This window comes from Marinicauda pacifica (assembly GCF_004793635.1).
Classification (GTDB): Bacteria; Pseudomonadota; Alphaproteobacteria; order Caulobacterales; family Maricaulaceae; genus Marinicauda; species Marinicauda pacifica.
Genome location: NZ_SRXV01000001.1, coordinates 141567 through 167886, shown reverse-complemented (window position 1 = coordinate 167886; position 26320 = coordinate 141567). Strand labels below are relative to the sequence as shown.

28 protein-coding genes are annotated in these 26320 nt (G+C 65.5%); 22 read left to right on the top strand and 6 right to left on the bottom strand.

Features of this window, described 5'->3' with window-relative positions:
- Positions 1-4 precede the first annotated feature (4 nt).
- Entirely contained in the window at positions 5-223 is a 219-nt protein-coding gene (locus E5162_RS00880; protein ID WP_135943074.1) for a hypothetical protein, read from the bottom strand.
- 173 nt (positions 224-396) lie between these two features.
- Here E5162_RS00880 and E5162_RS00875 point away from each other — a divergent pair, with 173 nt between their 5' ends.
- Positions 397-765, top strand: coding sequence for a DUF4870 family protein (locus E5162_RS00875; RefSeq protein ID WP_135943073.1), 369 nt, complete (start codon positions 397-399; stop codon positions 763-765).
- 104 nt (positions 766-869) lie between these two features.
- On the opposite strand, the gene E5162_RS00870 is transcribed toward E5162_RS00875, so the two are convergent.
- Positions 870-2654, bottom strand: a complete 1785-nt coding sequence (locus E5162_RS00870; protein ID WP_135943072.1) for an acyl-CoA dehydrogenase — start codon at positions 2652-2654, stop codon at positions 870-872.
- Positions 2655-2825: 171 nt separating this feature from the next.
- Between E5162_RS00870 and E5162_RS00865 the strand changes: the two genes are divergently transcribed.
- The 13 genes from E5162_RS00865 (at position 2826) to E5162_RS00805 (ending at position 14405) form a co-directional block, all read left to right on the top strand.
- The gene (locus E5162_RS00865; RefSeq protein ID WP_135943071.1) at positions 2826-3455 is read left to right on the top strand and encodes a YceI family protein; all 630 of its coding nucleotides are present in this window, start codon (positions 2826-2828) and stop codon (positions 3453-3455) included.
- A gap of 5 nt (positions 3456-3460) precedes the next feature.
- Positions 3461-4081, top strand: a complete 621-nt coding sequence (locus E5162_RS00860) for a cytochrome b (protein WP_135943070.1) — start codon at positions 3461-3463, stop codon at positions 4079-4081.
- A 53-nt stretch (positions 4082-4134) separates the two neighbouring features.
- The gene (locus tag E5162_RS00855) at positions 4135-4680 is read left to right on the top strand and encodes a YceI family protein (protein WP_135943069.1); all 546 of its coding nucleotides are present in this window, start codon (positions 4135-4137) and stop codon (positions 4678-4680) included.
- 42 nt (positions 4681-4722) lie between these two features.
- A complete protein-coding gene (locus E5162_RS00850) occupies positions 4723-5685 on the top strand; it encodes an L-threonylcarbamoyladenylate synthase (protein ID WP_135943068.1) in 963 nt (320 codons plus the stop codon).
- A 62-nt stretch (positions 5686-5747) separates the two neighbouring features.
- Entirely contained in the window at positions 5748-6071 is a 324-nt protein-coding gene (locus tag E5162_RS00845; RefSeq protein WP_135943067.1) for a GrlR family regulatory protein, read from the top strand.
- A gap of 58 nt (positions 6072-6129) precedes the next feature.
- A complete protein-coding gene (locus tag E5162_RS00840) occupies positions 6130-7548 on the top strand; it encodes an FAD-binding oxidoreductase (protein WP_206751017.1) in 1419 nt (472 codons plus the stop codon).
- An 89-nt stretch (positions 7549-7637) separates the two neighbouring features.
- Positions 7638-8417 (top strand): peroxide stress protein YaaA, encoded by a 780-nt coding sequence (gene yaaA, locus E5162_RS00835; RefSeq protein WP_135943066.1) that lies wholly within the window; start codon positions 7638-7640, stop codon positions 8415-8417.
- A gap of 118 nt (positions 8418-8535) precedes the next feature.
- A complete protein-coding gene (locus E5162_RS00830) occupies positions 8536-9336 on the top strand; it encodes a 3-hydroxybutyrate dehydrogenase (protein ID WP_135943065.1) in 801 nt (266 codons plus the stop codon).
- 63 nt (positions 9337-9399) lie between these two features.
- Entirely contained in the window at positions 9400-9630 is a 231-nt protein-coding gene (locus tag E5162_RS00825) for a ribbon-helix-helix domain-containing protein (protein WP_135943064.1), read from the top strand.
- Positions 9631-9669: 39 nt separating this feature from the next.
- On the top strand, positions 9670-11346 hold the full coding sequence (locus tag E5162_RS00820) for a chloride channel protein (RefSeq protein WP_233342106.1): 1677 nt from the start codon (positions 9670-9672) through the stop codon (positions 11344-11346).
- A gap of 31 nt (positions 11347-11377) precedes the next feature.
- Positions 11378-11665 carry a type II toxin-antitoxin system RelE/ParE family toxin gene (locus E5162_RS00815; RefSeq protein ID WP_135943063.1) on the top strand — a complete coding sequence of 96 codons (288 nt, stop codon included), beginning with the start codon at positions 11378-11380 and terminating at the stop codon, positions 11663-11665.
- 18 nt (positions 11666-11683) lie between these two features.
- The gene (locus E5162_RS00810) at positions 11684-12001 is read left to right on the top strand and encodes a HigA family addiction module antitoxin (RefSeq protein WP_135943062.1); all 318 of its coding nucleotides are present in this window, start codon (positions 11684-11686) and stop codon (positions 11999-12001) included.
- 103 nt (positions 12002-12104) lie between these two features.
- On the top strand, positions 12105-14405 hold the full coding sequence (locus tag E5162_RS00805) for an ATP-dependent helicase (RefSeq protein WP_135943061.1): 2301 nt from the start codon (positions 12105-12107) through the stop codon (positions 14403-14405).
- Between the two features lie 100 nt (positions 14406-14505).
- Here the strand turns inward: E5162_RS00805 and E5162_RS00800 are convergent, their stop codons facing one another.
- From E5162_RS00800 to E5162_RS00790, 3 genes are all read right to left on the bottom strand, one after another.
- Entirely contained in the window at positions 14506-15132 is a 627-nt protein-coding gene (locus E5162_RS00800) for an ATP-dependent Clp protease proteolytic subunit (protein ID WP_135943060.1), read from the bottom strand.
- A 185-nt stretch (positions 15133-15317) separates the two neighbouring features.
- A complete protein-coding gene (locus tag E5162_RS00795) occupies positions 15318-17048 on the bottom strand; it encodes a vWA domain-containing protein (protein WP_135943059.1) in 1731 nt (576 codons plus the stop codon).
- 93 nt (positions 17049-17141) lie between these two features.
- Entirely contained in the window at positions 17142-17888 is a 747-nt protein-coding gene (locus E5162_RS00790) for a competence/damage-inducible protein A (protein WP_135943058.1), read from the bottom strand.
- 76 nt (positions 17889-17964) lie between these two features.
- Here E5162_RS00790 and E5162_RS00785 point away from each other — a divergent pair, with 76 nt between their 5' ends.
- From E5162_RS00785 to radC, 5 genes are all read left to right on the top strand, one after another.
- Positions 17965-18453 carry an acyl-CoA thioesterase gene (locus E5162_RS00785; protein ID WP_135943057.1) on the top strand — a complete coding sequence of 163 codons (489 nt, stop codon included), beginning with the start codon at positions 17965-17967 and terminating at the stop codon, positions 18451-18453.
- A 129-nt stretch (positions 18454-18582) separates the two neighbouring features.
- Entirely contained in the window at positions 18583-19179 is a 597-nt protein-coding gene (locus tag E5162_RS00780; protein WP_158291149.1) for a hypothetical protein, read from the top strand.
- Between the two features lie 141 nt (positions 19180-19320).
- The gene (locus E5162_RS00775) at positions 19321-20937 is read left to right on the top strand and encodes a M28 family metallopeptidase (RefSeq protein ID WP_135943055.1); all 1617 of its coding nucleotides are present in this window, start codon (positions 19321-19323) and stop codon (positions 20935-20937) included.
- A gap of 91 nt (positions 20938-21028) precedes the next feature.
- Positions 21029-21847 (top strand): type I methionyl aminopeptidase, encoded by an 819-nt coding sequence (gene map / locus E5162_RS00770; protein ID WP_267902625.1) that lies wholly within the window; start codon positions 21029-21031, stop codon positions 21845-21847.
- An 85-nt stretch (positions 21848-21932) separates the two neighbouring features.
- Positions 21933-22619, top strand: a complete 687-nt coding sequence (gene radC, locus E5162_RS00765; protein WP_135943054.1) for a RadC family protein — start codon at positions 21933-21935, stop codon at positions 22617-22619.
- 10 nt (positions 22620-22629) lie between these two features.
- Here the strand turns inward: radC and E5162_RS00760 are convergent, their stop codons facing one another.
- Positions 22630-23022, bottom strand: coding sequence for a VOC family protein (locus tag E5162_RS00760; RefSeq protein ID WP_135943053.1), 393 nt, complete (start codon positions 23020-23022; stop codon positions 22630-22632).
- A gap of 71 nt (positions 23023-23093) precedes the next feature.
- On the opposite strand from E5162_RS00760, the gene E5162_RS00755 reads away from it, so the two are divergent.
- From E5162_RS00755 to E5162_RS00745, 3 genes are all read left to right on the top strand, one after another.
- Entirely contained in the window at positions 23094-24338 is a 1245-nt protein-coding gene (locus tag E5162_RS00755) for a threonine synthase (RefSeq protein ID WP_135943052.1), read from the top strand.
- Between the two features lie 88 nt (positions 24339-24426).
- Positions 24427-25734, top strand: a complete 1308-nt coding sequence (locus tag E5162_RS00750) for a spinster family MFS transporter (protein WP_135943051.1) — start codon at positions 24427-24429, stop codon at positions 25732-25734.
- 64 nt (positions 25735-25798) lie between these two features.
- The gene (locus E5162_RS00745; protein WP_135943050.1) at positions 25799-26320 is read left to right on the top strand and encodes a RidA family protein; all 522 of its coding nucleotides are present in this window, start codon (positions 25799-25801) and stop codon (positions 26318-26320) included.

Sequence of the window (26320 nt, the reverse complement as noted above, 5' to 3'; positions counted from 1 at the left end):
TGGGTCATGTTTCGGTTCCCGTGTGTTCCGCCGCACTCTGTGTCGCCTGGACGAACAGGTCGGCTACCCCCCAGGCCGGAAGTGCGGCCAGAACCGCAGACAGAAGACTATAGGGGAAGTGCATACGCCACTCACCCAGCGTCAGTCCCGCGAAAAGAAGCGCGATGCCCGTCATACCGACCCCGATCAGAGCATAAGCCCGCAATGTGTTGCCATGACGCATCGTTCTAACCCGTGGCCCGTCGTGCAGGCGCCCGCCCTGACTGTATCCGGTGTTCGATACCATGAGGTCCGTCGCGTTCCGGAGCGGTCTTGCCATCGTTAAGTGTATGCTATGCTATAGAGGTTCAATGCATCACGCGAGCATGCAAGCTCACATCAGGAGTGATTTGGGACATGAGCGACACCGAGCCGAAGCCGATCACACCGCCGACCGATGGCGACCGGGTCCTGGCCATCGTCAACTACCTCCTGATCCTGATCGGCATCCCGACCAGCGGCGTCCTGATGATCGTGGCGCTGATCTTCGCCTATGTGCGCCTGGACCAGTCCAAGGGCTGGATCCGCAGCCATTTCATCTACCAGATCCGCACGATCTGGGGCGGGCTGGCCTTCTTCATCGTGGGCTGGCTCACGATCTGGCTGCTGATCGGCGTGGTGATCCTGGCTATCGGAGCGGTCTGGGTGCTCGTGCGCGGCGCGATCGGGCTGATTCGCCTGGTCGACGGACGCGGCCATCCCGACCCGCGGGCCCTGCTGTTCTAGCACCCCGATCAAAGCGGCTCCGCCGCGAGTCAAAACGGCCCCGCAGAAGCGGGGCCGTTTTCATGTCCGGGAGAGTCTAGGAGAGTCTGGGACAGTCTGGGCGCCTACGCGCTCTCGAGCATCGCCTCGCCCGGATCGAACAGGGCGCCCGCGCCAAGACGGATCTGCGGCACCAGTCCGGGTGCCGCGCTGAGCACCGTTTCGGCATAGACGCGCGTCAGCGAGATGCGGCTGCGCGCATAGGCCTCATCGCCGTCGCCATGCTTGAGAATGCGCTGCGCGGACAGGGCGCCAAGGCAGAGCAGCCAGCCCCCGACCACGTCTCCGGCGAGTTTCAGATAGGCCGTCGCCCCGGACAGCTTGTCCTCTCCGGCTGCCTTCGACATCCAGTCGGACGCGGCTTCCAGCGCTTCGCAGGCCGGGCCGAGATCCTCGGCAAGCCCATTGAGATCAGGGTTGGACGACGTCGCCAGATCCTCGATGGTCTGGCGGATGTCCTCGATCAGCTCGCGGATGGCCGCCCCGCCGGCCATGGCCAGCTTGCGCCCGACGAGATCCATGGCCTGAATGCCGTTCGTGCCTTCATAGATCGGGGCGATCCGGGCATCGCGATAATGCTGGGCCGCGCCGGTTTCCTCGATGAAGCCCATGCCGCCATGGACCTGGATTCCGAGCGAGGTGACCTCCACGCCCACATCGGTCGCCCAGGCCTTGGCGATGGGGATGAGCAGGTCTTCGCGCCGCTTCGACCAGGCGCGCTCCTCCTCGTCGTCGTGGTGCTCGGCATAGTCGGCCTCGACCGCGGTGTGGAAGCAGATGGCACGGGCCGCCTCGATCTTCGCCTTCATGACCGCGAGGGTGCGGCGCACATCGGGATGATCGATGATGGCGTGGGGCGCTTCACCCTGGGTCATCGGAGCGCGGCCCTGACGGCGGTCCTTCGCGAAGGCCAGCGCCTGCTGGTAGGCGCGTTCGGCAATGCCCACGCCCTGCACACCGACATTCAGGCGAGCCGAGTTCATCATCGTGAACATGCAGGCCATGCCCTTGTTTTCCTCGCCGACGAGCCAGCCGGTGGCGTTGTCGTATTCCATCGTGCAGGTCGGCGAGCCGTGAATGCCCATCTTGTGTTCGAGGCCGATCGCCGTCACGGCGTTGCGCTCGCCGGGATTGCCGCTGTCATCAGGCAGGAATTTCGGTACGAGGAAGAGGGAGATGCCCTTCGTTCCCGCCGGGCTGTCGGGCGTGCGCGCGAGCACCAGATGGACGATATTCTCCGCGCAGTCATGCTCGCCCCAGGTGATGTAGATCTTCTGGCCCGAAATGGCCCAGGAGCCATCCGAATTGGGCTGGGCCTTGGTGCGCAACGCGCCGACATCGCTGCCCGCCTGCGGCTCGGTCAAATTCATCGTCGCAGACCATTCCCCGGTCATGATGCGGGGCAGGTAGAGCTCCTGCTGCTCGGTCGTGCCGTGCGCGATGAGCGCCTCGATGGCGCCAAACGAAAGCATCGGACCGAGACCGAAGGCCATGTTGGAGGCTTGCAGCATCTCCATCAGCGCGCAGCCCATCGCAACCGGCAGACCCATGCCGCCATGGTCGGTGGAGAATTGAAGACCCTGCCAGCCGCCCTCGACGAATTTCTGGTAGGCCTGCGGGAAGCCGTCGGGCGTCGTGACCTTGCCGTCCTTCAGCGTGCAGCCCTGACGGTCGCCCGGCCAGTTGAGCGGCGCGAGCACGTCATTGGCCAGCTTGGCCGCCTCGCCCAGGACCTGAGCGGTCAGATCCCCGGACAGGTCGGGAAAGGCGCCGGTGGCTTTCAGCCCATCCATCGCGGCAATTTCTTCCAGGGCGAAACGGATGTCCTGTACGGGTGCGCGATAGCTCATGACGCGGGTCTCCTCCTGTGTGTTGCGCCGCAAGATAGCGCGTCAGCTCAACTTCGCGAGTCCCCAAACCCGCCCGGCCGCATATTGCCGGCCGCGAAGCTTCGGTTTCGCGGCAATCCGGCATAGGGTCCAGGCTAGGTTACGCTGCGATCGGCGCCGGGAAAGGCAAGCATGGCCCATCTCGCTCAAATCACGGTGCCGGGCTGTGTGCCGGGCTGTCTGGCCCTGGCCCTCACGGCGTGCGTGTCACCGCCGACGACCGACCCGGCCGCGCTGGATGCCGGCAACTGGGCCCTCGATCCGGCCCATGCCCGGGTCAGCTGGCAGGTGCGCCATCTCGGCCTGTCCTGGTACACGGCCCGCTTCGACGCGGCCGACGCCTCGCTGGAGCTGGACCCCGAGCACCCTGAGAACGCGAAACTGACCGCCATCGTGCAGTCCGCCTCGGTGTCGACCGGGGATGCGGCGTTCGACGAGACGCTGCGCTCGAGCGCCTGGCTCGATGCCGAGCGTCACCCGCAGATCGTCTTCCGCTCCACATCGGTCGAGCCGAACTCAGCGACGACAGCACGCGTGCACGGCGAGCTCACCCTGAAAGGGGTGACGCGCGATGCGGTGATGGAAACAGAGTTTTACGGCAGCACGCACAATCCGCTGGAAGGCCGGCAGGTCATTGGATTTTCTGGTGAAATCAGCGCCGAGTTCGAAGATTTCGGCGTCGGCGCATTTCCAGCGACCAATTTCATCGGCCAGACCGTTATAGTAGAGATCGAAGCAGAATTCCTCGAAGCTCAGGAGTGAGTCACATGCCTGCACCGACCGAGCCGACCGCCTCAGGACATTCTCGTTATGGCGTTGTGTCCATTGCATTTCACTGGACGATCGCTGCCCTTATCATCGGGATCATCTTCTACGGATGGTGGATGGAAGGCGTGCGCGACGCGGCCTTTGCCGGAGAGGCCGAATTCTCCACCGTGTCCAGCGTCTATAACTGGCACAAGACGATCGGGCTGACGATCCTGGTGCTTTCACTGGGGCGTCTGGCCTGGCGCCTGAAGCATCCCGTGCCGCCGCTGCCCGCCCACATGAGCACGCTGGAACGCGGACTGGCGCGATTCACCCACATCGCCTTCTACGTGATCATGATCGGGGTGCCGCTGGCCGGCTATGTCACCGCCTCGGCGTTCGGCGACGCGTTCCCGATCAAGCTGTTCGATGCGCTCACCCTGCCCAAGCTGCCCGTGCCGCAAACGGAGGGCTTCCAGGAGACCGCCGGCAGTCTGCACGGCGCCTCGGCCTGGGTGATCTTCGGTGTGCTCGCCCTACATGTTGCCGGCGCGCTCAAGCACCATATCCTGGATCGCGACGGCGTTCTGACCCGCATGATCCCGGGTCTCAACGTGCCCAAGCAAGACGGTCCGCGATAAGGCGCGGGTGTCCGTCTCCTCCCCTGCTCCTGCCCTTTAAAAGAGGTCTTGTAATGAAATACGTGCTGCTGACCGCACTCGCCGGCGGACTGATCGCCGCGCCTGCGCTCGCCCAGGACTGGGTGCTGGACCGCGAGGCGAGCTCGGTCGAGTTCGAGGCGCGCAATTCCGGCGCCGCGCTGACCGGACAGTTCGAGGCGTTCGAAGCCGATATCACGCTCGATCCTGAAGACCTGCCGGGTGCCCGCATCGACGCGCGCGTCAGCACGCCCTCGCTCGACGGGATCAGCGACAGCTCGATCCGCAGCGCGCTACGAGGCAGCGGCGGGTTGGGCGTGGGGGCGCACCCCGATGCGCGCTTCGTGTCGGACGAGATCGTGGCGACCGAAACCGGGTACGAGGCCCGCGGCACGCTGACGCTCAAGGGTCAGTCTCACGACGCGAGCCTGCCCTTCACGCTGGACATCGCCGATGGCCGGGCCGTCGCGGACGGCGAGCTGGAAATCGAGCGCACCCGTTACGATGTCGGATCGAGCTGGGACACCGTGGCCGACTCCGTCATCGTACGGCTGCACATCGAGGCGGATGCGGCTGACTAGGCCCGCTTGCCGGGCAAGGTCACGGCTCCTAGGACATTGGCCATGAGCTCCGCCCCGATCCTGCCCGCCGGCGATGCCGCCAGCCTCGACCGGGCCGCCGAACGCCTGCGCGCGGGCGGTCTCGTCGCCGTGCCGACCGAAACCGTTTACGGGCTGGCTGCAGACGCGACCGACAGCCGGGCCGTGGCGCGCATCTACGAGGCCAAGGGCCGGCCGCGCTTCAATCCTCTCATCGCCCATGTCGACAGCCTGGAGCGGGCGGAAAGCCTGGTCCACCTGAGCGCCAGCGCGCGCGCGCTGGCCGCGGCGTTCTGGCCCGGACCGCTGACGCTGGTCGCGCCGCTGCGCGAAGGGGCAGAGATCAGCGACCTGGTCACGGCGGGCCTGACGACGCTGGCGGTGCGCTGGCCCGCCTCGCCGGCCATGACCGGGCTGATCGCGCGAACCGGCCGGCCGCTGGCCGCGCCGAGCGCCAACCCCTCCGGCAGCGTCAGTCCGACGACGGCCGAGCATGTCGCCGACGGTCTGGGAGACCGCATCGATCTGATTCTGGATGGCGGCCCCTGCCGTGTGGGACTGGAAAGCACGATCCTGGCGGTGGACGAGACCGGGGCGCTCCTGTTGCGGCCCGGCGGTCTGGCACGGAGCGAGATCGAGGCGGTCCTGGGCCATGCTCTGGACGACGGCGATGTGGATACCGATGCGCCCACCGCGCCGGGCCAATTGTCCAGCCATTACGCGCCGCAGGCCTCGATCCGGCTGGAGGCCGCCGCGCCCGAACCCGGCGAGGCCTATCTCGCCTTCGGCCCGACAAGCACGGACTGGAGCGGACCGGTCTTCAATCTTTCCCCGGCCGGTGACCTCGTCGAGGCGGCGGCCAATCTGTTTTCGGGATTGAGACTACTCGACCGGAAGGCGGACCGCATCGCGGTCGCGCCCATCCCCCGCGAAGGACTTGGCGAGGCGATCAATGACCGGCTGAAGCGCGCGTCGGCTCCGCGGTAATAGTAATATTACAATTTCATCCTATCTTTGTACTTCCGGTCAGGTCATTTGAGAGATGAAATATGAAAAACGGCCTTTATATTGCGCGCTTTAGTACGCCGATGGACGATGGCGCAGGCGTCATCGTCATCCATGACGGCGAAGTCCGCGGCGGTGATAGCGGAATGTATTACTTCGGCACCGTGACGCATACGGACGACAAGCTTCAGGTCAAAATGCGGGTGCGCCGCCATTATGAGGCCGCCATTTCGGTCGTGGGCGATTTCGAGCAATTCGAACTGACCCTGACCGGCAAGCCGAAGGGCGAGACCTTCGTGTTCGAGGGCCGCGCCGATCGTGTTCCCTCCATGCGCTTCACCGCAACGCTCGTCCCCGCTGCCATCTAGGCACAGACGCGCGCAATACCCCCTGCAAACCGATCCACTTCGGGTTAGAACGAGCGTCATGACCCAGATGCTCGATACGCTTCAACCGCTGTGCAGCCGGCTCGATCCGAAATCGGTGTCTTTCGATGCCGGCGAGATCGCCCCTCACATCCAGGACTGGCGCGCGCAATATCGCGGCAGCAGTCCGGTCCTGTTCAAGCCGTCCACGCTGGACGAAGTGCGCGAGATCGTCCGCTTCTGCAATACGCACGCGATCGCCATCCTGCCCCAGAGCGGCAATACCGGACTGGTCGGCGGATCGACGCCGCAGGGCGAAGTCCTGCTTTCGCTCAAGCGCATGAACCAGGTCCGCGATGTCGACCCGGACAACGATTCGCTGACGGTCGAGGCTGGCTGCATCCTGGAGAGCGTCCAGGAGAGGGCGCGCGAGGCCGGACGGCTCTTCCCGCTGAGCCTGGGCGCGCAGGGCTCGGCCATGATTGGCGGCCTGATCTCCACTAATGCCGGCGGCGTCCATGTCCTGCGTTACGGCATGATGCGCGATCTCGTCCTGGGTCTGGAAGCGGTGCTGCCCGACGGACGCGTCATCAGCGATCTTTCCGGCCTGCGCAAGAACAATACCGGCTACGACCTGAAACAGCTTTTCATCGGCGCGGAAGGCACGCTGGGTGTCATCACCGCCGCGACCCTGAAGCTCTTCCCCCGCCCGGTCTCCACCGCCGTGGCCATCGCCGCGGTGCACAGCCCGCGCGATGCGGTCAGCTTGCTGTCGCTGATGAAGTCGGCCACCGGAGGCAGCGTGGCCGCCTTCGAGCTGATGTCGGAGCGCGCCCTGAGCTTCGCGATCGAGCACGTGCCCGGGCTGCGCCAGCCGGTCGAGACGCCCTCCCCCTGGTATGTGCTGATCGAGATCACCTCCGGCGAGGCAGAGCGCGCACCGGTCCTGATGGAATCCGCGCTGGAAACCGCCTTCGAGCGGGAGCTGGTTCAGGATGCCGCAATCTCCCAGTCGCAAGCGCAGGCGGAGAGCTTCTGGCTGCTGCGCGAATCCATCCCCGAGGGCGAGAAGGCTCACGGCAAGGCGGCCAAGCACGATGTCTCGGTGCCGGTCAGCCGCATGCCGGATTTCATGGAGGAGGCGACACAGAAGGCCGAAGCCCTGATCGACGGCGCGATGATCGTGGCGTTCGGCCATGTCGGAGACGGCAATGTCCACTTCAACCTGGCCCGCAAGGCGCCGGGGGCGGAGGCCGATTTCCTTACCGCCGCCAAGCCGGCCTCTGCCCTGATCTACGACCTGGTCGACAAGTATGGCGGCTCGATCTCGGCCGAGCACGGTATCGGCGTGCTGAAACAGGACGAACTGGCGGCCCGCAAACCGGTGCAGGTTTCGGTCATGCGCCAGATCAAGGCAGCCCTGGATCCGCACTCCATCATGAACCCGCGCATCCTTCTCGGCCCGGAGCGTGGCAGCTAAAGCTGCGCCAAGCCTTGGAAGCGGGCGCGAGCGAACGTATCTGAAGGCGAAACCCGTTCCCGTGTAAGTGACGCCTGGAGTCCGCCCTCATGCTCATCCTTCTTTCGCCGGCCAAGCAGCTGAACTTCGAAGAGCGCGGGCATGCCCCGACGGCGACCCGGCCCGCACTGATGGATCGCACGCGCGAACTGGCCAAGGTGACGGCCAGGCTGTCGGCCAGCGATCTCAAATCTCTGATGGGGTTGTCCGACGATCTTGCAGAGCTGAACCGCGAGCGCTTCAAGGCCTTCGACCCGGATAATGAGGACGGGCGGCCGGCCGCCATGGCGTTCAACGGCGACGTCTATCGCGGCCTTGAAGCCGCCAGCCTCTCAGCGGAAGACCTGCAATGGGCCCAGCAGCATCTTCGCATCCTGTCCGGCCTGTATGGCGCGTTGCGCCCGCTCGACACGATGCAGCCCTACCGCCTGGAGATGGGCACACGGCTGAAAACGAAAAAGGGCGCCAATCTCTACGATTTCTGGGGTGACGACATTCGCGACGCGCTTCAGTCGCAGCTCGACGAGCAGGACGACAAGCTGGTCGTGAACCTCGCGTCGAACGAATATGCCAAGGCGGCGCGCCTCGACACGCTGGATGCGCGTGTCATCAATGTCGACTTCAAGGAAGAGAAAGACGGCCAGCTGCGCATGCTGATGGTCTACGCCAAGAAGGCCCGGGGCATGATGGCGCGCTGGATCATCGAGAACCGGATCACCAGCGCCGATGCGCTCAGCGCCTTCGACAGCGAGGGCTATCGCTTCGATGCAGAGGGCTCGACGCCGGATACCTTGCTGTTCACCCGGCCCCAACCTGAAAAGAAGCGCTAGGCCCGAGCCGCGCCTGAGCCTTCCGGTGCCTGGCCCGCACGCGCGGGCTTGACGCACGCGCACTTCCAGCCTCTTTTGCGGCGCAATAGGAAATTCAACGCTTGTGGAGTTCTTGCCGATGAGCGCGCTGAAGCTCGATCTGTCCGGCCAGGTGGCCGTCGTGACCGGCTCGACCTCCGGCATCGGCCAGGCCCTGGCCGAGGGCCTGGCCGGATGCGGCGCGCACATCGTGCTGAACGGGCTGGGCGACCGGGACGAGATCGAGGCCTTGCGCGCCGGTCTCGAACGCGATCATGGCGTCACCGCGCTGTACCACGATGCCGACATGCTGGTACCCGACGAAATCGAGGATCTGATCGCCTCCACGGTCAAACGCTTCGGCCGGCTCGACATCCTCATCAACAATGCCGGCGTCCAGCACGTCGCCAGGGTCGAGGAGATGCCGGCCGGCAAGTGGGACCAGATCATCGCGATCAACCTCACTTCGGCCTTTCACACCATCCGTCATGCCGTGCCGGTCATGAGAGAGGCCGGGCGCGGGCGGATCGTGAATATCGCGTCTGCACACGGCCATGCGGCGTCGCCGTTCAAATCAGCCTATGTCGCCGCCAAGCACGGGCTGATCGGACTGACCAAGACGGTCGCGCTGGAAGTCGCCGAAGCGAACATCACCGTGAACGCGATCTCCCCGGGATATGTGAAGACCCGGCTGGTGGAGAACCAGATCGAGGATACCGCCAAGGCGCGTGGCATAAGCCGCGAAGAGGTGGTGCGCGATGTGATGCTGCACGCCCAGCCGACGAAGAAATTCGTGACCGAGGACGAATTGCTCGGCGCGCTGCTCTACCTGGTGTCCGATCAGGGCGCCTCGACCCATGGGTCCGCCATCCTGGTCGAAGGCGGCTGGATGGCGCAGTAGAGTGCCCGCGGATAGGATCGGCGCCTGTCCCTCGCACCTCTCCCTCGCACGGAGCCGCTGCCCATGCTGGAAAAACGCTCCGTCACGCTGTCCGGTCACGCGACATCGCTTGCGCTCGAGCCGGAATTCTGGGCTGTGCTGGACAAGGCCGCCGAGGCGGACCGGCGCTCGCTGGCCAGCCTGATCCGGCGTATCGACGAACAGCGCGCCCGGCTCGATCCGGCCCCGCCTTTGTCCAGCGCCTGCCGGGTGTGGGCACTCAAACGCGTGAGCGATGAGGCGAAAACCCGGTAAAGCCTTGACCCCTCTTGGCCTCTGTCGTTCATGAGAGCCATGAGCGAAGCGAACGAAACACAGCCCAAGGAAGTCAGCGGCGAAATCGCGATGACGCCCCTGCGGCGCGTGCGGCGCTTCGTGGTCAACAGCTTTACCGACGGGCGAACGCCCGCGCTCTGGCTTCTCGGCGTGCTGGTGGGCATCGTGGCGGGATATGGCGCAATCGCGTTGCGCCTCGCCATTGACGGGATCCGCTGGCTTTCCCTGCGTGAGGCCGGGGCCCAGGCGGCGATCGCGGCCGATTCGCTCTCTCCTCTGCAATTCATCATGGTGCCGCTGGCCGGGGGCTGCATCGTGGGATTGCTGCTCTATGCCGGCGAGCGGCTGAAATGGCTGACCGAGACGCGCGCACTGGGCATTGCGGATGTCATCGAGGCGCGCGCCGTGCGCAACGGGCGGGTCGAGGCTGCGCCCGGCCTGCTGAGCTCGCTCATCGCGGTAACCTCGCTCGGCACCGGTGTGTCGGCAGGGCGAGAGGGGCCGGCCGTCCATCTCGGCGCAACGCTGGCCGCGCTGATCGCCCGGCCGCTCGGTCTTCCGGCGCGCGCGGCGCGCATCATGCTGGGTTGCGGCGCAGCGGCAGCCGTGGCGGCGAGCTTCAACGCGCCGGTTGCCGGAGCGCTGTTCGCCTTCGAGGTGATTCTCGGCCATTACGCGCTACGCTCCATCGCCCCGATCGCGGCGGCAAGCGTGACCGGCGCGGTGGTGGCGCGGATTCATTTCGGGGCCACCCCGGCCTTTGCCATCCCGCCCATCGAACCGGCCTCCATCGCCGACATGGCCGCGATCGTGCCGCTCGGCTTTCTCGCGGCCGGCGTCGCCATTCCCTTTGTCATCGGCACGATCCGCGGGACGCGCCTGGTCACCGAACAGGCCCGGAAGCTGCACTGGCCGCTCTGGGCCCTGCCCCCGCTCGGCGGATTGATGGTCGGCGTGATCGGGGCGTTTGCGCCCGAAGTGCTCGGCGTCGGCTATGAAGCCACGGCGGTTGCGCTGGCGGGAGGATACGGGATCGGCCTGCTGGCCGGGCTGATCTGCCTGAAGATCGTCGCGACGATCATCACCCTGTCCTTCCGTTTCGGCGGCGGGGTGTTCTCGCCGTCACTCTATCTGGGCGCCATGCTGGGAGCGGGATACGGGGCGCTGGTGGTCAACGTGCTGGGCGAGGAAGGTGCGGGCATCGCCTTCTTCGCGGTGGTCGGCATGGGCGCGGTCTCCGGCGCGGTGCTCGGTGCGCCGCTGTCCACCACGCTGATCGTGTTCGAACTGACCGCCAGCTACGAAGCCTCCATCGCCCTGCTGGTCGCGGTGTCGCTGGCCACCGTCCTGACCACAACGGCGACCAAGGGCAGCATCTTTCACAAGCAGGTCGAGCGGCACGGCTACGACCTGACCAAGGGCAATGCGCGTGTCATCCTGCAGACCATACGGGCGCGCGACATCATGACCCCGGTCGATAATTCCGAGGTCACGGGCGAGCTGGAAGAGCCCCATGTCTACGAGGACGACTATCTCGGCCGCGTCATGGGTTTCTTCTCCGCCGAGAAGCTGGACGGCGCGCCGGTCCGCCTGCGCTCGGGCGATCAGCCCATCGTGGGCTATATCGCCAAGGCCGATGCGCATGCCGCCTATGCCAGGGCGCTGCAGACCGCGCACGAGGAAGAGCATCGTTGACGCGTTGCGCAACACGCAATAAATTAGTCCCATGATCCAGAGCTGGGCGTGCAAGGCGACGAAACTCTTTTTCGAAACCGGGCGCGTTCCAAAGGGCACCGGCTGGTCGGATGTGGCGCCAGTGGCCGCACGCAAGCTGCTTGCGCTGTACGCGGCGAGGTCTCTCGGGGATTTGCGCTCCCCGCCCGGCAACAGGCTGGAAGCGCTCAAAGGCGATCGCGCCGGTCAGCATTCTGTGCGCATCAACAATCAATGGCGCGTTTGCTTTGTATGGACTGACCAGGGTGCCCACGGCGTCGAGATCACCGATTATCACTAAGCGCGACAGGAGAAGACCATGACCCATATTCCCGCGACTGACGGCATGATCGGCCTGCTCGTTCACCCCGGTGAATATCTGAAGGAAGAATATCTGCGACCGCTCGGCCTTAAAAATCGCCACGTGGCGGATGCGCTCAAGATCAGCGCATCCAACCTCTCACGCTTCCTGGCAGGCAAGCAGGCCGTGTCCATCGAGCTGGCCGTGCGGCTGGGCAAGGCGTTCGGAACGAGCGCCCAATTCTGGCTGAACCTGCAGCAAGCCTACGATATTGCGAGCCTGCGCCAGAGCCGCTGGGCGGAGATCGAGGCGGAGGTCGACAGCGTGACGAGCTAGCCAAGGCGGCTTGCTCAATCACACTCCCGCCCCTGCCCAAGCCGGGACGATGTGCTAGTTTCGTTCCCTGTCCGAATCGAGCAAGCGAGGCGCGTTTCCGCCCATGTCCCTGTCCATTTCAGAACAGGCCCGGCCGACGCCGCCGGGCGGACGCCCGCGCTATCTGGAGGGGCTGAACCCCGAACAGCGTGAAGCGGTCGAGGCCGTGGACGGCCCTGTGCTGGTGCTGGCCGGCGCAGGCACGGGCAAGACGCGGGTGCTGACCACGCGCCTGGCCCATATTCTGGCAACGGGACGGGCCCGCCCGTTCGAGCTGCTGGCGGTGACCTTCACCAACAAGGCGGCGCGCGAGATGAAGAGCCGCGTCGGCCAGCTGATCGGCGAGGCGGTCGAGGGCGTGCCCTGGCTGGGCACCTTCCACTCGGTCGCCGCCCAGATCCTGCGCCGCCATGCCGAGCTGGTCGATCTCAAATCGAGCTTCACAATCCTGGACACCGACGACCAGCTGCGTCTCATCAAGCAGATCCTGGCCGCGGAAGGCATTGACGAGAAACGCTGGACGCCGCGCCATTTCGGCTCGCTTCTCGATGGCTGGAAGAATAAGGGCCTCACCCCCGCGCGCATTCCCGAAGAGGATCGCTGGGCGTTCGCCGACGGCAAGGCGCGCGATCTCTATGAGCTCTACCAGGAGCGGCTGCGCGTCCTGAATGCGTGCGATTTCGGGGATTTGCTGCTGCACAACCTGACGATCTTCCAGAACAACCGCGACGTGCTGGCCGACTATCACCGCCGCTTCAAATACCTTCTGGTGGACGAGTATCAGGACACCAACGTCGCCCAGTATCTCTGGCTGCGCCTTCTCGCCCAGGGGTCGAAAAATATCTGCTGCGTCGGCGATGACGACCAGTCCATCTATGGCTGGCGCGGCGCGGAGGTCGACAACATCCTGCGCTTCGAGAACGATTTTCCCGGCGCCAAGGTCGTGCGCCTGGAGCGCAATTACCGCTCGACAGAACATATCCTGGGCGCAGCCTCGGGGCTGATCACCGCCAACAAGTCCCGCCTCGGCAAGACGCTGTGGACCGAAGATACCGGCGGCGAGAAGGTCCAGGTGCGCGGCCTGTGGGACGGGGAGGCCGAAGCGCGCTTCGTCGCCGACGAGATCGAATCCCATGTGCGCGGCGGCGGATCCTATGCCGACATCGCGATCCTGGTCCGGGCCGCTTGGCAGATGCGCGCGTTCGAAGACCGCTTCATCATGCTGGGCCTGCCCTACAAGGTGATTGGCGGGCCGCGCTTCTTCGAGCGTGCCGAGGTGCGCGACGCCCATGCCTATCTGCGCCTGATCCGCAGCCCGGAGGACGATCTGGCGTTCGAGCGAATCGTGAACACGCCCAAGCGTGGTATTGGCGATACCAGCGTGCAGAAGCTGGCTCAGGCGGCGCGTTCGGCGCGCGTATCGATGAGCGAGGCGGCGCGGCTCATGGTCCAGACCGACGAGATTCGCGGCAAGGCGCGCACCGGGCTGCAGCACTTCCTGCGCGACCTGGATCGCTGGCGCGAGCGCGCCGAGGATATGCGCCATGACGAGCTGGCTGAGATCGTGCTCGACGAGAGCGGCTATACGGCGATGTGGCGCGAGGACAAGAGCCCGCAGGCGGCGGGGCGCCTCGATAACCTGAAAGAACTCGTTCGTGCCATGGGCGAGTACGACACGCTGGAAGCCTATCTCGAACACGTTGCCCTGGTGTCCGATCTCGACCGGGCCGAGGATGGCGAGGAAGCCAGCCTGATGACGCTGCATGCGGCCAAGGGGCTTGAATTTCCTTTGGTTTTCCTGCCGGGCTGGGAAGAGACCGTGTTTCCTTCCCAACGCTCGCTGGATGAAGGCGGGACGGCGAGCCTCGAGGAGGAACGCCGGCTGGCCTATGTCGGTATCACCCGGGCCCGCGAGCGCGCGATCATCAGCTTTACCGCGAACCGGATGATCTTCGGGCGCTGGCAGTCGGTGATCCCGTCGCGCTTCATAGACGAGATGCCGGCCGATCATGTCGAGGCCAAGAGCGAGACCGGCTATTACGATGCGGGGCCGGGCTTCGAGGGTGTCTCCGAACCGGCCGATGCCTTCCGCTCCACCTATGAGAGCCCGGGCTGGAAGCGTTACCAGGCGGCGCAAGCGGCTGGAAAGAGACGCGATCCCGGCGTCATCGAAGGCCAGGCCCAGCTGATCGAGAGCGGCGGGATGAACGGTCCCGGCGGCAAGTACCGCCCCGGCGACCGGGTCTTTCACCAGAAATTCGGCTACGGCACCGTCAAGCAATGCGACGGCGCAAAGCTGACTGTCGCCTTCGACAAGGCGGGGACGAAGAAGGTCGTGGAGAGCTTCGTCGGCGACGCGCCCTAGCCGGTATAAGGGCCATCAGGGCGAGCGAAGCAGAGACGCACACGAAAAAGCCCCGGCTCGGTTCGAGCCGGGGCTTTTTGCCTAGAGCCTTGAAACAAGGCTATCTCTTGATCTCGTCAATGCCGGTGACGACCTTGTCGCACAGGCCGTATTCGATCGCTTCCTTGGCCGAGAGCCAGAAGTCGCGATCGGTGTCCTTGGCGATGCGTTCGAGCGGCTGGCCGGTCGCGTCGGCGAAGATCTGGTTCAGACGCTGGCGCATGTGCTGCATCTCGCGAACCTGAATCTCGATGTCGCTGGCCATGCCGCCGGCCCCGCCGGAGGGTTGGTGCAGCAGGAAGCGCGTATTGGGCAGGGCGTACCGGTCGCCCTTGTCGGCGCCGACATAGATCAGCGCGCCCGCGCTCGCGACCCAGCCCGAACCGAGCACGATCACGCGCGGTTTGATGAATTTCATCATGTCGTGAATCATGTCGCCGGACTCGACGTGGCCGCCCGGGCTGGAGATGACGAGCAGGATGGGCTCGTCGCCCTTGCCGGCCATGGCCAGAAGCTGGGCGGACACCGAGCGGGCCGTCTTGTCGTCGATCGAACCGGTGATGAGGATGGTGCGGCTCTCGAACAGGGCCTTGCCGATGAAATCGGGCGCCGTCTTCGCGGCGTCGGCGTTTTCCTGGTCCTCATCGTCGTCATTGCGGATCATGCGGGGATCGTAAGCGTACGCCATCGGGACGAAATCCTGTGATCGTGAAACGGGCGACCGGCCCGGCGCAGGACGCACCGGGCCGCCCGCCGCTGGGAAAGCTTGGCTAAAGGGTAGGATGGCCCGCCCGCATGAACAAGCGGTGAGCGGGCCTGAACTGCATCGCCGCCTGACCTGGGCCGCGCCGGCCCGCCCTCGACGATCGCCGGCTAGCCCTTTGGGCGGGGCTGCGGGACCGGGCGCGGCGCGGGTTCACCACGGCCGGGGGAGTCCAGCGGACGCTGGGCCATAGCGGTCGCGGCCATGCGCGCGAGCTGCACGAATTCCCCGCGCAGGCCGAACGGATCGGGACCGCGTGCGGCATTGGCCATGTCGGCCACGGCGTCGAAGGTGAAATCGCCCATGTAGGGATCGCCGCGCAGGAGCTGGGCGTAGGCGGCGGCGGCCACGCCGAAGCGCACTTCCGGGTCGGCCCCGGCCAGGGACGCGGCGACCGCGTCCGGACCCACGGGCTGCTCGATCAGGCGGCTTTCATCCTCGCCGGGCTGCTTGTAGCGAATGCGCACGAAGGCGTATTCGCCGCTTGCCGACGCGTAATCGGCGGCCGGCGAATAGCGCAGCGGATCGACCTGGAGTGCGGGACTATCCGGGGGAGTAATTTCGTAAATTGCGGTGACAGAGTGGCCCGAGCCGATTTCGCCCGCATCGACGGCGTCATTGTTGAAATCTGCCTGCTGTAGCAGGCGAGTCTCGTATCCGATGAGGCGATACTCGGCGATCCGGGCCGGGTTGAACTCGACCTGTATCTTCACATCATTCCCAATCGGAAAAAGGTTACCTGACAGGTCATCCACCATTAAACGCCTGACCTCGGCCGCGCTATCGACATAGCCTGCGATTCCGTTGCCCGCCTGGGCGATGGCCTGCATCATCTGATCGTTGTAATTGCCCTGACCGAAACCCATCACCGAGAGATAGATCCCGCTGTCGCGTTTCCGGGCGACGAAATCTTCCAGACGCTCGTCGCTGGTGACGCCGACATTGAAGTCGCCATCGGTCAGCAGCATCACCCGGTTGACCGCCTCGGCGTCGAAATTGCGTTCGGCGAGCGCGTAGGCCTGACGCAGCCCCTCCCCGCCCGCGGTCGACCCGCCGGCAGAGAGCCGGGCCAGCGCGGCCTCGATGCGTTCGCGGTCCGAGACCGGGGTGGGTTCGAGCACGGTTCCCGCCGCTCCGGCATAGACGACGATGCCGATCGTGTCGTCGGGATCGAGCTGGCCGAGCAGGGTGCGCAGCCCCTGAATGGCGAGCGGAAGCTTGTCGGGCGCATTCATCGAGCCGGAGACGTCGATCAGGAAGACCAGGTTGGCGCGCGGGCGCTCCGCCTCGATCACGTCATAGCCCTGGATCGCGATGTGGAGCAGCTGCGTGTCCTCATTCCAGGGGGTTGGCAGCACGCTGGTGTGAACCGCGAAGGGCGCGGAGGCGTCTTCGGGCAGCGCGTAGGCATAGTCGAAATAATTGATGATCTCTTCGGGCCGGACGGCGTCGCGCGGCGGCAGGACGCCGCCATCGAGATAGCGCCGGACGACGGCGTAGGAGGCTGTGTCCACGTCGATGGAGAAGGTGGAGACCGGCGTGTCGGCAGTCACCACGACCGGATTGGGGTCGACGTCCTCATAGCGCTCGCGGTCCTGCGGGGCGGGCGGGATCCAGGCCACCGCGGACTCGGCGCCGGACAGGCGCACCTGCGCCATCATGTCGGCGCGCATCACCGGCGGCGGCGGAGCGGAAGGCGGGGGTGGCGGTGGAGGCGGTGGAGGCGGCGGGGTGAGGCTGGATGTTCGCGTTTCCTGGGCGCCGTCACAGGCGGCCAGAAGCCAGAGCGCGCCCAGCGAGGCGGCGCCCATCAGGGCAAGTTTCAATGTCTGTGAAGCCATGGCGTGTCCCCTCCAAAAAGACCGTGCCGATCGTCCCGCGCAGGACCGATCGTCAGGAGGGGGTGAGGCCATAGCAAGCCTGAATTGTGGCCATCAGGAGGTTTCGAACGCCTGGAATTGCGATTTCAGCGTGTCCAGAACGTCCTTGTCGGTCGAGCGCGCGATCAGGACGATGCCGCGCCGCAGCCCCTTCTCCCCCTCGTCCTCGAACCAGGGATAGGAGCCGATGGAGACGTCTTCATAGCGCTCCTGCAACTCGCCGAGCTCGGCGGCGATATCGCCTTCGCGCACGTTTTCCAGCCGCACCGAAACAGAATAGGTCACCGCGCCGCCCTCGATACGCGGCGCGACGTCTTCCAGCATGCCGCGCACGATCTTGGGCACGCCGGCCATGACGAAGACATTGGCGATCTGGAAGCCGGGCGCGCCGGTGACGGGGTTTTCGATCAGGCTGGCCCCGTGCGGGATGCGGGCCATGCGCAGGCGCGCCTCGGTGATCTCGGTCCCCGTCTTTTCATACCAGCGCTCCAGGATGGCCCTGGCGTCGTCGCGCACGCCGATCTCGCAGCCGAACGCCTCGGCAATCGCATCCGCGGTGATGTCATCATGGGTCGGGCCGATGCCGCCGGTCGTGAAGACATAGTCGCAACGTTCGCGCAGCGTGTTGACCGCCTCCCCGATGGCCGCCGTCACGTCGGCCACGATGCGCACCTCGCGGACCGACACGCCCAGCGGGGTCAGAAACTGCGCGATCTGCTGGACGTTGATGTCCTGCGTCCGCCCGGACAGGATTTCATCGCCGATCACGACAATGCCTGCGCTGACCCGTCTTTGTCCCATCGACCGCTCCTGCTATGGCTGGGGCCAGATATGCACTGCTCCCCTCTCAAAGGCAAAGCGGCCTGGAGATGTCCCGATGACAATTGCCCCCGATGACGCAGGCTGGGACCTGCCCTCTCCCTTCGTGCACACGCTGACCGTCCAGGAGAGCGATATCGACGATTTCGGCCATGCCAATAATGCCGCCTATCTGCGCTGGGCCGACGAGACGGCGTGGGCGCACTGGGAGGCGGACGGATACACCCGCGCCGACTGCCACGAAGCCGACCGGGGCATGGCGATCTTGCGCACAGAGGCCGACTATCTCGGCCATGGCCGGGCGGGCGAAGAGATTGCCTGCGCAGTCTGGATCGTGCGCTCTGACGGGCGATTGCGGGCCGAACGCTGGTATCAGTTCCGCCGGGTCAGCACTGGCGAGACGATGTTTCGCGCGCGAACCAAGCTGGTCTGCTTCCAGCTTTCCACCGGCAAGCCGGCCCGCATGGACGCCGCCTTCGCCGATCATTATGCGCGTCCGGCCCCGGAGCTCGCCGCCGCGGCCGAGGCGTTCGCGGCGGTGCGGTGATGCCTTCAAAGACGGGTGATCGACGTCTCAACTGCATGTAGCAAGCGCGCCAACAAGCGGGGCGCGCCATGATTAGGACTCAACACCCCGCTCCTGGGGTGCGAATGTCGCAAAATGATTCGAGATTCGATGAAGCGGGCGTGGCAAGACACCAAAGCCTTACTAGGCGGGTGGCCCGCCTTCATTTCTATCATTGTCGCCCCGTCTATTGGGTTTGGTGTACACTTCTGGCGAGACGGGGCTGAGGCCATATCGTCAGAGGCATATATCTGGGCATTATATGGCCTTTTACCGCTTGGAATCCTTTTAGTTTCGATCTTTTCTTGGAACTTGGCAGCGGCGCCCTATCGCATTGAGCGGGATCGGCGTGTTCGTGCGGAAGCAGCTCTACCTAGAGATTTTAAGAAAGATGCAACGTTCCGCCATCGCAAAAGATACACTCTTCGACAGGTCGCGGTATTGATGGCGGAGGATGAGCGCACAGAGAAGATCATACTCCACGACCTCAAACAAAATATTCAGAATGCAGACCTCAAGCCATCATTCAGAAATCTTAACGAGCAATTCCAGATTCGGATGATCCGATCTGCGGCATTTAGCGACGATGCAGACGATATACCTGACACGCTAGAGATCGAGCGTGAGGAGCTCCAACGGTTCCTGCCTAAGGCCGGATATAATCTGCCCCCATGGCTTCAAGACTCGCCGGAACGGATTCCGCAGTAGAATCTTCTCCAACCCTTTTTTTTACCGGGGCCGCTCCCCCGCCCGCCCTACCCCGACTGGACGCCAGCGTTGTCGCGGCACGGCCCCTGCCTATACTCGCGCGCGATTTTGGAAAACCGGGGCGGGGAGGCCCTGACATCGATGCGACCCATGCTGACCGCAGCCGCCATGATGGCGGCCCTGACTGCCCTGACCGCCTGCCAGACCCAGAGCGCCGCACCCGACAGCGCGAGCGCGCAGCCGGCCGGCCCGGACATCTCGGCCGATGCCATCGAGGCCCATATCCGGTTTCTGGCCAGCGACCTTCTGGAAGGGCGCGAGGCGGGTACGCGCGGCTATGACATTGCGGCGGCCTATATCGTGAGCGAGTACCGGCGCCTGGGCCTCGAGCCCGGCGGGAGCGACGGCTATTACGATCCGGTGCCGCTGCAGACCATGACCGTGGTCGCCGATGCGGCCCGGATGCGGATCGGCGACGAGGCGCTGGACTACGGCCAGACTTTCCTGGTCGGTCCCCATGCCGAACATGACACCAGCGAGATCGAAGCCGAGGCCGTGTTCGTGGGCTATGGCCTGGACATGCCCGAGCTGGGCCTTGCCGACTATGAGGGCCTGGATGTCGAGGGCAAGATCGTGGTGACGCTGGCCGGTGCACCGGACAACGTGCCGAGCGACGTGGCCGCCCATCTGAACTCCACCATCACGCGCACCTCGACCGCCGCCGCCCATGGCGCAGCCGGCCTGATTTATATCGCGCCCGAAGGCCTGACCCGGTGGGATTTCGACCGGCTGATCCCGCGTGCGAGCCGGCCGAGCACCAGCACGGCGGCGGCAACCGCCACCGATCTGGACGTGACCGCGACCATCGGCGATGCCGGGGCGCAGATCCTGTTCGACGGAACCGAGCACAATTTCGAGGCGCTGAAGGAAGCCGCCCTGGCCGGCGAGGACCTGCCGCGCTTCGCGCTGGGCAAGAGCGTTTACCTGGCCCAGGCGACGCAGCGCGAGATCATCGAGAGCGGCAATGTGATCGGCATCCTGCCGGGCTCGGACCCGGAGCTGGCCGGCGAGGTGGTGGTGGTCACCGCGCACCTCGATCATATCGGCATCTGCCAGCCGCTTTCGGACGAGGACCGTATCTGCAATGGCGCGCTGGACAATGCGTCGGGCACCTCGATCATGCTGGAAACCGCGCGTGCGATGAGCGAGGCCGGAGCCCCGCGGCGCACGGTCGCCTTCGTCGCGCTGACGGCCGAGGAGAAGGGCCTTCTGGGCGCCGCCCATCTGGCGGCCAACCCGACGCCGGCGCTTGAGGAGATGGTCGCCAACGTCAATCTTGACATGCCGGTGATCCGCTATGTCTTCGACGACCTCATCGCATTCGGGGCCGAGCATTCGAGCCTCGGGCCCATCGCCGAAGCCGCCGCGCTGCGCGCCGATGCCTATCTGACGCCGGACCCGATGCCGGAACAGGCGCTGTTCACGCGTTCCGACCATTATCATTTCGTGCGCCACGGCGTGCCGTCGCTCTTCCTGATGACCGGCTTCTCCTCCCCGGACGAGGCCGATGACGAGGGCCAGGGCTTCCTGCAGTTCCTCGGCGGCGACTATCACGGTCCCGGCGACGAGGCCGATGCCGGCGTGCTCTTCGACCAGGGCGCGAAATTTGCCCGCATCAATTACGAGATCATCAGCTCGATCGCCAATGCGGACGCACGCCCGGCCTGGAATGCGGACAGCCCGTTTAATCCTGATTAGGGGCAGATCACGCGAACCCAATTACGGCCCGGGCGTTTCATTGACGCCCGGGCCGGTTTATATGAAGGCCAATGCCGATGGAGAATGAGAGTTGAGCGACGCAGATCTCGAACTTGAGGGTGCCACCCGAGACGGGCGGATCAAGCGCCACGGGCCGGAAGGCTTCGAGGGAATGCGCAAGGCCGGTCATGTGGCGGCCAGTGCGCTCGACGAGCTGGTCGGCTTCGTCCAGCCGGGCATCACGACCCAGCAGATCGACGACAAGGTCCGCAATTTCTTCCTCGCCCACGACGCGGTGCCCGCGACGCTGTTCTATCGTGGCTATACCAAGTCGTCCTGCACCTCGCTCAACCACGTGGTCTGCCACGGCATTCCCAACGACAAGCCGCTGCGCGACGGCGATATCGTCAATATCGACGTGACCTGCATCGTGGACGGGTGGCACGGCGATACCAGCCGGATGTTCACGGTCGGCGAGGTGCGCCGCAAGGCCGAGCGCCTGGTCGAGGTGACGTATGAAGCGATGATGCGCGGCATCGCCGAGGTCAAGCCGGGCAATACGTTCGGCGATATCGGCGCGGCCATCCAGGACTATGCCGAAGCCCAGCGCACCTCGGTGGTACGCGATTTCTGCGGCCACGGCATCGGGCGCCTGTTTCACGACGCGCCCAACGTGCTCCATTTCGGCGAACGCGGAACGGCCGAAGTGCTGGAGCCGGGCATGTTCTTCACGATCGAACCCATGCTCAATGACGGCAAGCCGACGGTGAAGGTCCTGTCAGACGGCTGGACGGCGGTGACGCGCGACAAGTCGCTGTCGGCCCAGTTCGAGCATTCGGTGGGCGTGACCGAGGACGGGGTGGAAATCTTCACCAAATCGCCCAAAGGCTATGACTGCCCGCCCTGGTAGGCGCGCAACTTTCTCGCAAGACGCGATTTTGCCCGGTGATTTCAGCTGACACGTGCGCGGCGCTGCGCCTAGTGTAGGCGCTGTGATGGCCGATGCAGTCAAACCCCATTTCCACGGGCACCGGGACCGGTTGCGCGCGCGCTTTGCCGAGGTCGGAGGGGCCGCGCTGGCCGATTACGAGCTGCTGGAGCTTTTCCTGTTCCGCTCCATCCCGCGCCGGGACGTCAAGCCGGTGGCCAAGGCGCTGATCGGGCGGTTCGGTGATCTGGGGCGGGTCTGCGCGGCAGACATGGCGCAGCTGGAAGCCATCGAGGGCATATCGCAGAAGATCGCGCTCGATCTCAAACTGCTGCATGCGGCCGCGGTGCGCATCTCGCGCGAGCAGGTCACCGGGCGCCCGGTCATCTCCTCCTGGTCGGCGCTGGTCGACTATTGCCGCACGGCCCTCCAGCACGCGACGACCGAGGAGTTCCGGGTGCTGTTCCTGGACAAGAAGAACCGCCTGATTGCCGACGAGTTTCAGGCGCGCGGCACGGTCGATCATGCCCCGGTCTATCCGCGCGAAGTGGTCAAGCAGGCGCTGGCGCTGGACTGCTCGGCGCTCATACTGGTGCACAACCATCCCAGCGGCGATCCGACGCCCTCCAGCGCGGATATCGAGATGACCAAGCGGCTGAAAGAGGCCGCGCGGCCGTTCGACATCGTCATTCACGACCATCTGGTGATCGGGCGGGACCGGACGGCGAGCTTCAAGGCGATGGGCCTGCTCTAGGCCGCCTGCTCTAGGACGCCGGCTCGATGGGCTCCCACAACTCGACCTTGATGCCGTTGGGATCCATGACCCAGGCGAAGCGGCCGTAATCATAGTCCTGCCGATCGCCCTCCAGCGGCACGCCGGCCGCCTGGACAAGTTCAAGCACGCCGTCGAGATCGTCGACCATGAGGTTGATCATGAAAGCGGCGCCGGAGGGCTGGAAATAGTCGGTTTCCGTCTTGAAGGGCGCAAATATGGTGCGCGCCGACTGAGTTCGGCCCTGCGCGCTATTCGCATGGAGGAAATCGGCTCCGCCATACTCATTCACGCTCACGCCGAGCACGTTGCGGTACCAGTCCATGGTGGCCTCCGGATCGGCCACCTTGAAAAAAACTCCGCCCAGCCCGATGACTTGTGCCATGTGCATCCCCTGCCCGGTCCAACCGGGCAAGACTAGACTGTCGACCGATCAATTACACGGAGAATTCGTCCATGCCCTCGCCCGCTCATTTCTTCACCCATCTCGAATGCGCGATGACGGGAGAGCGTGTGGAGAAGGACCGGGCGCACAATCTGTCGCCCGAAGGCTGGCCCCTGCTGGCGCGCTACGACCTGGAGGCGATGAAGGACCGGGCCGACCGCGACGAGATTGCGGCGCGCACGCGCGCGGGCGAGCCCGGCTTCTGGCGCTGGCGCGAGCTGCTGCCGGTCGCACGCGACGAGGATGTGGTCAGCTTGGGCGAGGTGGATACGCCGCTGGTCGACTGCCCGCAGAGCGCGGCGGCGATCGGCCTGTCCGGTCCGCTTCTGGTCAAGGATGAGGGCCGGCTTCCCACCGGCAGTTTCAAGGCGCGGGGGCTGGCGCTGGCCGTGGCGATGGCGAAAAGCTTCGGCCTGACGCGCCTGGCCATGCCGACCAACGGCAATGCGGGCGCGGCCCTGTCGGCCTACGGATCGCGGGCGGGGATGGAGACCTATTCCTTCTGCCCGTCCGATACGCCGGAGGTGAATGTGCGCGAGATCGCAGCGCAGGGCGGCCGGGTCTTCCGCGTCAACGGGCTGATCCATGAGTGCGGGGCGCTGGTGGCGCAGCTGGATAAAGAGGCGGGCTGGTTCAATGTCTCGACCCTGAAGGAGCCCTACCGGATCGAGGGCAAGAAGACGATGGGCATCGAACTCGCCTTCCAGCTCGGATGGACGCTGCCGGACGCGATCTTCTACCCCACCGGAGGCGGCACCGGTCTGATCGGCATGTGGAAGGCGTTCGACGAGATGGAAAAGCTCGGCTGGATCGGCAGCGAGCGGCCAAAAATGTTCGCCGTGCAGGCCGAAGGCTGCGCGCCCATCGTGAGGGCCTACGAGGCGGGAGAGCGTCACGCCCCGGCCTGGGAGAATGCCACAACGGTTGCGACCGGCATCCGCGTACCCAAGGCGATCGGCGATTTTCTCATTCTCGATGCCGTGCGCGAATCCGGCGGGGCGGCGATCGCGGTCAGCGATGAGCAGATCGAGGACGCGCGCACGCTGTGCGGGGAGAAGGACGGCCTGCTCCTGTGCCCGGAAGGCGCAGCCACGCTTGCTGCAGCGCAGCAGGCGCGGGCGGACGGGCGGCTCGAACGCGATGCGCGCGTGGTGCTTTTCAACTGCGGCACGGGGCTGAAATATCCCCTCCCCGACCGGTCGCAATCTGTCGATCGACACCAAAAAATCGATATATTTTCAATTCTTACGCGTTAACTTCTCATCCCTACGACGCTGGAATCCAGAGACGAATACGCCCAGCCTGACAAGGCTGGGAACACGAATCGGTCCGGGAGTGCGGTGAATGGCGGAGACGACGGACGCGAGCCCATCCCCCGTGCGTGCCGGCACGTCCTGGTATGTCCTGACGGTTTTGATGCTGGTCTATGCGGTCAATTTCATGGACCGCCAGCTCTTTGCCGTGCTGCAGGAGCGAATTCGCGACGATATCGGCTTGCAGGACTGGCAGCTCGGCCTGCTGGGCGGGACCATGTTCGCGCTGTTCTACGCCATTCTGGGCGTGCCCATCGCCTGGTTCGCCGACCGGACGCACCGCATCAGGCTGATCGCGATGGCCGCGACCTTGTGGAGCGGCTTTACCGCGCTGACGGGGATGGCGCAGGGCTTCGTGCACCTCGCCGCCGCGCGGATCGGGGTGGCAGTGGGCGAAGCCGGCGGCGTGGCGCCCTCCTATTCGGTCCTGTCGGACTTCTTTGCCGAACACCGGCGCGGCTTTGCCATCGGCGTGTTCAGCGTCGGCGCCCCGCTGGGGCTGACCGCTGGCACACTGCTCGGCGCCATGCTGGCCGATGCGCTCTCCTGGCGGGCGGCATTCTACATTCTGGCCCTGCCCGGCATCGTGCTGGCGGTCCTGATGGTGCTGACCATCCGCGAACCGGCACGCGGGCAGATGGATAGCGCAGCGCCGGCGCAACAAAAGGTGACGCCGGACGCGCCCCTCGCCTCGCGTTCGGGCACGCTGGCCGCCTTTGCCCACATGGTGCAGACCCCGGCCCTGTTCATGTTCGCCGCAGCCGCCGCCTCGACCTCGTTTGCCGGCTACGCGCTCTATCAGTGGGTGCCCAGCTTCCTGCAGCGCTCGCAAGGCATGTCGCTGGATGCGGTCGGGATGTATCTCTCCCCGGTCTTCCTGTTCGGCATGGCGGGGGCGGTCGCGGGCGGATGGCTGGCCGACCGGTTCGCGCCAAAGGTGCGCGGCGCCTACGGGCTGGTGCCGGGCATCGCACAGCTCATCGCAACGCCGCTCTTCATCATCGCGCTTCTGGCCGGCAGCGGCATGGCGACGATCCTGCTCCTGATCGTGCCCACCTTGCTCAGCTATGTCTGGCTCGGCCCGACGTTGGCCGCGGCACAGAATCTGTCCCACCCCGGCATCCGCGCCTCGGTCGCGGCGATCATCGCGCTGATCAACAACCTGCTCGGTTTCGGGCTTGGCCCGCTGGCGATCGGCAGCCTGTCGAGCGCGCTGACTCCGATGCTGGGCGCGGGCGAGGCGCTGCGCGTGTCGCTGCTGGCCGGGATCAGCCTCTACCTGGTCGGGGCGCTCTGCTTCCTGGCCGCGGCGCATCTGGAGCGGCGGCGCACGGCTTGACGCGACCGGGACAATCGGGCGTTCTCGCTGTGACACGGCCCTTTCCAGCTTGAAGGCTCAACAGATGCGCGCTGCGCGATTTTCCGTTTCCTCCCTGGCGCTTTGCGGCGCGATGATGCTCGGCGCCTGCGGGCAGGAGCGTGAGCCTGAAGCCAGCGAACCTGCGTCCGCCAGCCTGAGCGAGGTGCGGTCCGGAACGCTGGGTGCCTACCGGACGCTGGCCGAGGCGGGCGATCTGGTCTTTGTTTCGGCAGTCACCGCCCCGGCCGACGAGACCGGACGCATTCCCGGCGATGTGGAAAGCCAGACCGGGGCTGCGCTGACCGTGCTGGACGAGGTGTTGCGCGACCGGGGTCTGAGCTATGAGACCCTCGTTTTCACCCGTGTGATGATCGTGGCCGAGACCGGCGAGATCGACAGCGCGGGCTTTACCAGGGCCTGGCAGCGCGCTTTCGGCACGCGCCTTCGCCCCCATGCCCCGGCGCGCAGCGTCGTGGGAATTGCCGCCCTGCCCCAGCCGGGCGCGCGTGTCGCCATCGAGGCGGTCGCGCACGTCCCCGGCCAGCCCCGTGAAGAGACCGAGTAA

Excerpts from the sequence above, each read along its gene's own strand:
- E5162_RS00810 (WP_135943062.1), top strand. The coding sequence starts at position 11,684 with ATGACCCATATTCCCGCGACTGACGGCATGATCGGCCTGCTCGTTCAC.
- E5162_RS00855 (WP_135943069.1), top strand. The coding sequence starts at position 4,135 with ATGAAATACGTGCTGCTGACCGCACTCGCCGGCGGACTGATCGCCGCG.
- E5162_RS00870 (WP_135943072.1), bottom strand. The coding sequence starts at position 2,654 with ATGAGCTATCGCGCACCCGTACAGGACATCCGTTTCGCCCTGGAAGAA.
- E5162_RS00825 (WP_135943064.1), top strand. The coding sequence starts at position 9,400 with ATGCTGGAAAAACGCTCCGTCACGCTGTCCGGTCACGCGACATCGCTT.
- E5162_RS00850 (WP_135943068.1), top strand. The coding sequence starts at position 4,723 with ATGAGCTCCGCCCCGATCCTGCCCGCCGGCGATGCCGCCAGCCTCGAC.
- E5162_RS00860 (WP_135943070.1), top strand. The coding sequence starts at position 3,461 with ATGCCTGCACCGACCGAGCCGACCGCCTCAGGACATTCTCGTTATGGC.
- E5162_RS00785 (WP_135943057.1), top strand. The coding sequence starts at position 17,965 with ATGACAATTGCCCCCGATGACGCAGGCTGGGACCTGCCCTCTCCCTTC.
- E5162_RS00790 (WP_135943058.1), bottom strand. The coding sequence starts at position 17,888 with ATGGGACAAAGACGGGTCAGCGCAGGCATTGTCGTGATCGGCGATGAA.
- E5162_RS00865 (WP_135943071.1), top strand. The coding sequence starts at position 2,826 with ATGGCCCATCTCGCTCAAATCACGGTGCCGGGCTGTGTGCCGGGCTGT.
- E5162_RS00805 (WP_135943061.1), top strand. The coding sequence starts at position 12,105 with ATGTCCCTGTCCATTTCAGAACAGGCCCGGCCGACGCCGCCGGGCGGA.
- E5162_RS00755 (WP_135943052.1), top strand. The coding sequence starts at position 23,094 with ATGCCCTCGCCCGCTCATTTCTTCACCCATCTCGAATGCGCGATGACG.
- E5162_RS00815 (WP_135943063.1), top strand. The coding sequence starts at position 11,378 with ATGATCCAGAGCTGGGCGTGCAAGGCGACGAAACTCTTTTTCGAAACC.
- E5162_RS00775 (WP_135943055.1), top strand. The coding sequence starts at position 19,321 with ATGCGACCCATGCTGACCGCAGCCGCCATGATGGCGGCCCTGACTGCC.
- yaaA (WP_135943066.1), top strand. The coding sequence starts at position 7,638 with ATGCTCATCCTTCTTTCGCCGGCCAAGCAGCTGAACTTCGAAGAGCGC.
- E5162_RS00875 (WP_135943073.1), top strand. The coding sequence starts at position 397 with ATGAGCGACACCGAGCCGAAGCCGATCACACCGCCGACCGATGGCGAC.
- E5162_RS00830 (WP_135943065.1), top strand. The coding sequence starts at position 8,536 with ATGAGCGCGCTGAAGCTCGATCTGTCCGGCCAGGTGGCCGTCGTGACC.
- E5162_RS00760 (WP_135943053.1), bottom strand. The coding sequence starts at position 23,022 with ATGGCACAAGTCATCGGGCTGGGCGGAGTTTTTTTCAAGGTGGCCGAT.
- E5162_RS00820 (WP_233342106.1), top strand. The coding sequence starts at position 9,670 with ATGAGCGAAGCGAACGAAACACAGCCCAAGGAAGTCAGCGGCGAAATC.
- E5162_RS00800 (WP_135943060.1), bottom strand. The coding sequence starts at position 15,132 with ATGGCGTACGCTTACGATCCCCGCATGATCCGCAATGACGACGATGAG.
- E5162_RS00780 (WP_158291149.1), top strand. The coding sequence starts at position 18,583 with ATGAAGCGGGCGTGGCAAGACACCAAAGCCTTACTAGGCGGGTGGCCC.
- E5162_RS00880 (WP_135943074.1), bottom strand. The coding sequence starts at position 223 with ATGCGTCATGGCAACACATTGCGGGCTTATGCTCTGATCGGGGTCGGT.
- radC (WP_135943054.1), top strand. The coding sequence starts at position 21,933 with ATGGCCGATGCAGTCAAACCCCATTTCCACGGGCACCGGGACCGGTTG.
- E5162_RS00745 (WP_135943050.1), top strand. The coding sequence starts at position 25,799 with ATGCGCGCTGCGCGATTTTCCGTTTCCTCCCTGGCGCTTTGCGGCGCG.
- E5162_RS00845 (WP_135943067.1), top strand. The coding sequence starts at position 5,748 with ATGAAAAACGGCCTTTATATTGCGCGCTTTAGTACGCCGATGGACGAT.
- E5162_RS00750 (WP_135943051.1), top strand. The coding sequence starts at position 24,427 with ATGGCGGAGACGACGGACGCGAGCCCATCCCCCGTGCGTGCCGGCACG.
- E5162_RS00840 (WP_206751017.1), top strand. The coding sequence starts at position 6,130 with ATGACCCAGATGCTCGATACGCTTCAACCGCTGTGCAGCCGGCTCGAT.
- E5162_RS00795 (WP_135943059.1), bottom strand. The coding sequence starts at position 17,048 with ATGGCTTCACAGACATTGAAACTTGCCCTGATGGGCGCCGCCTCGCTG.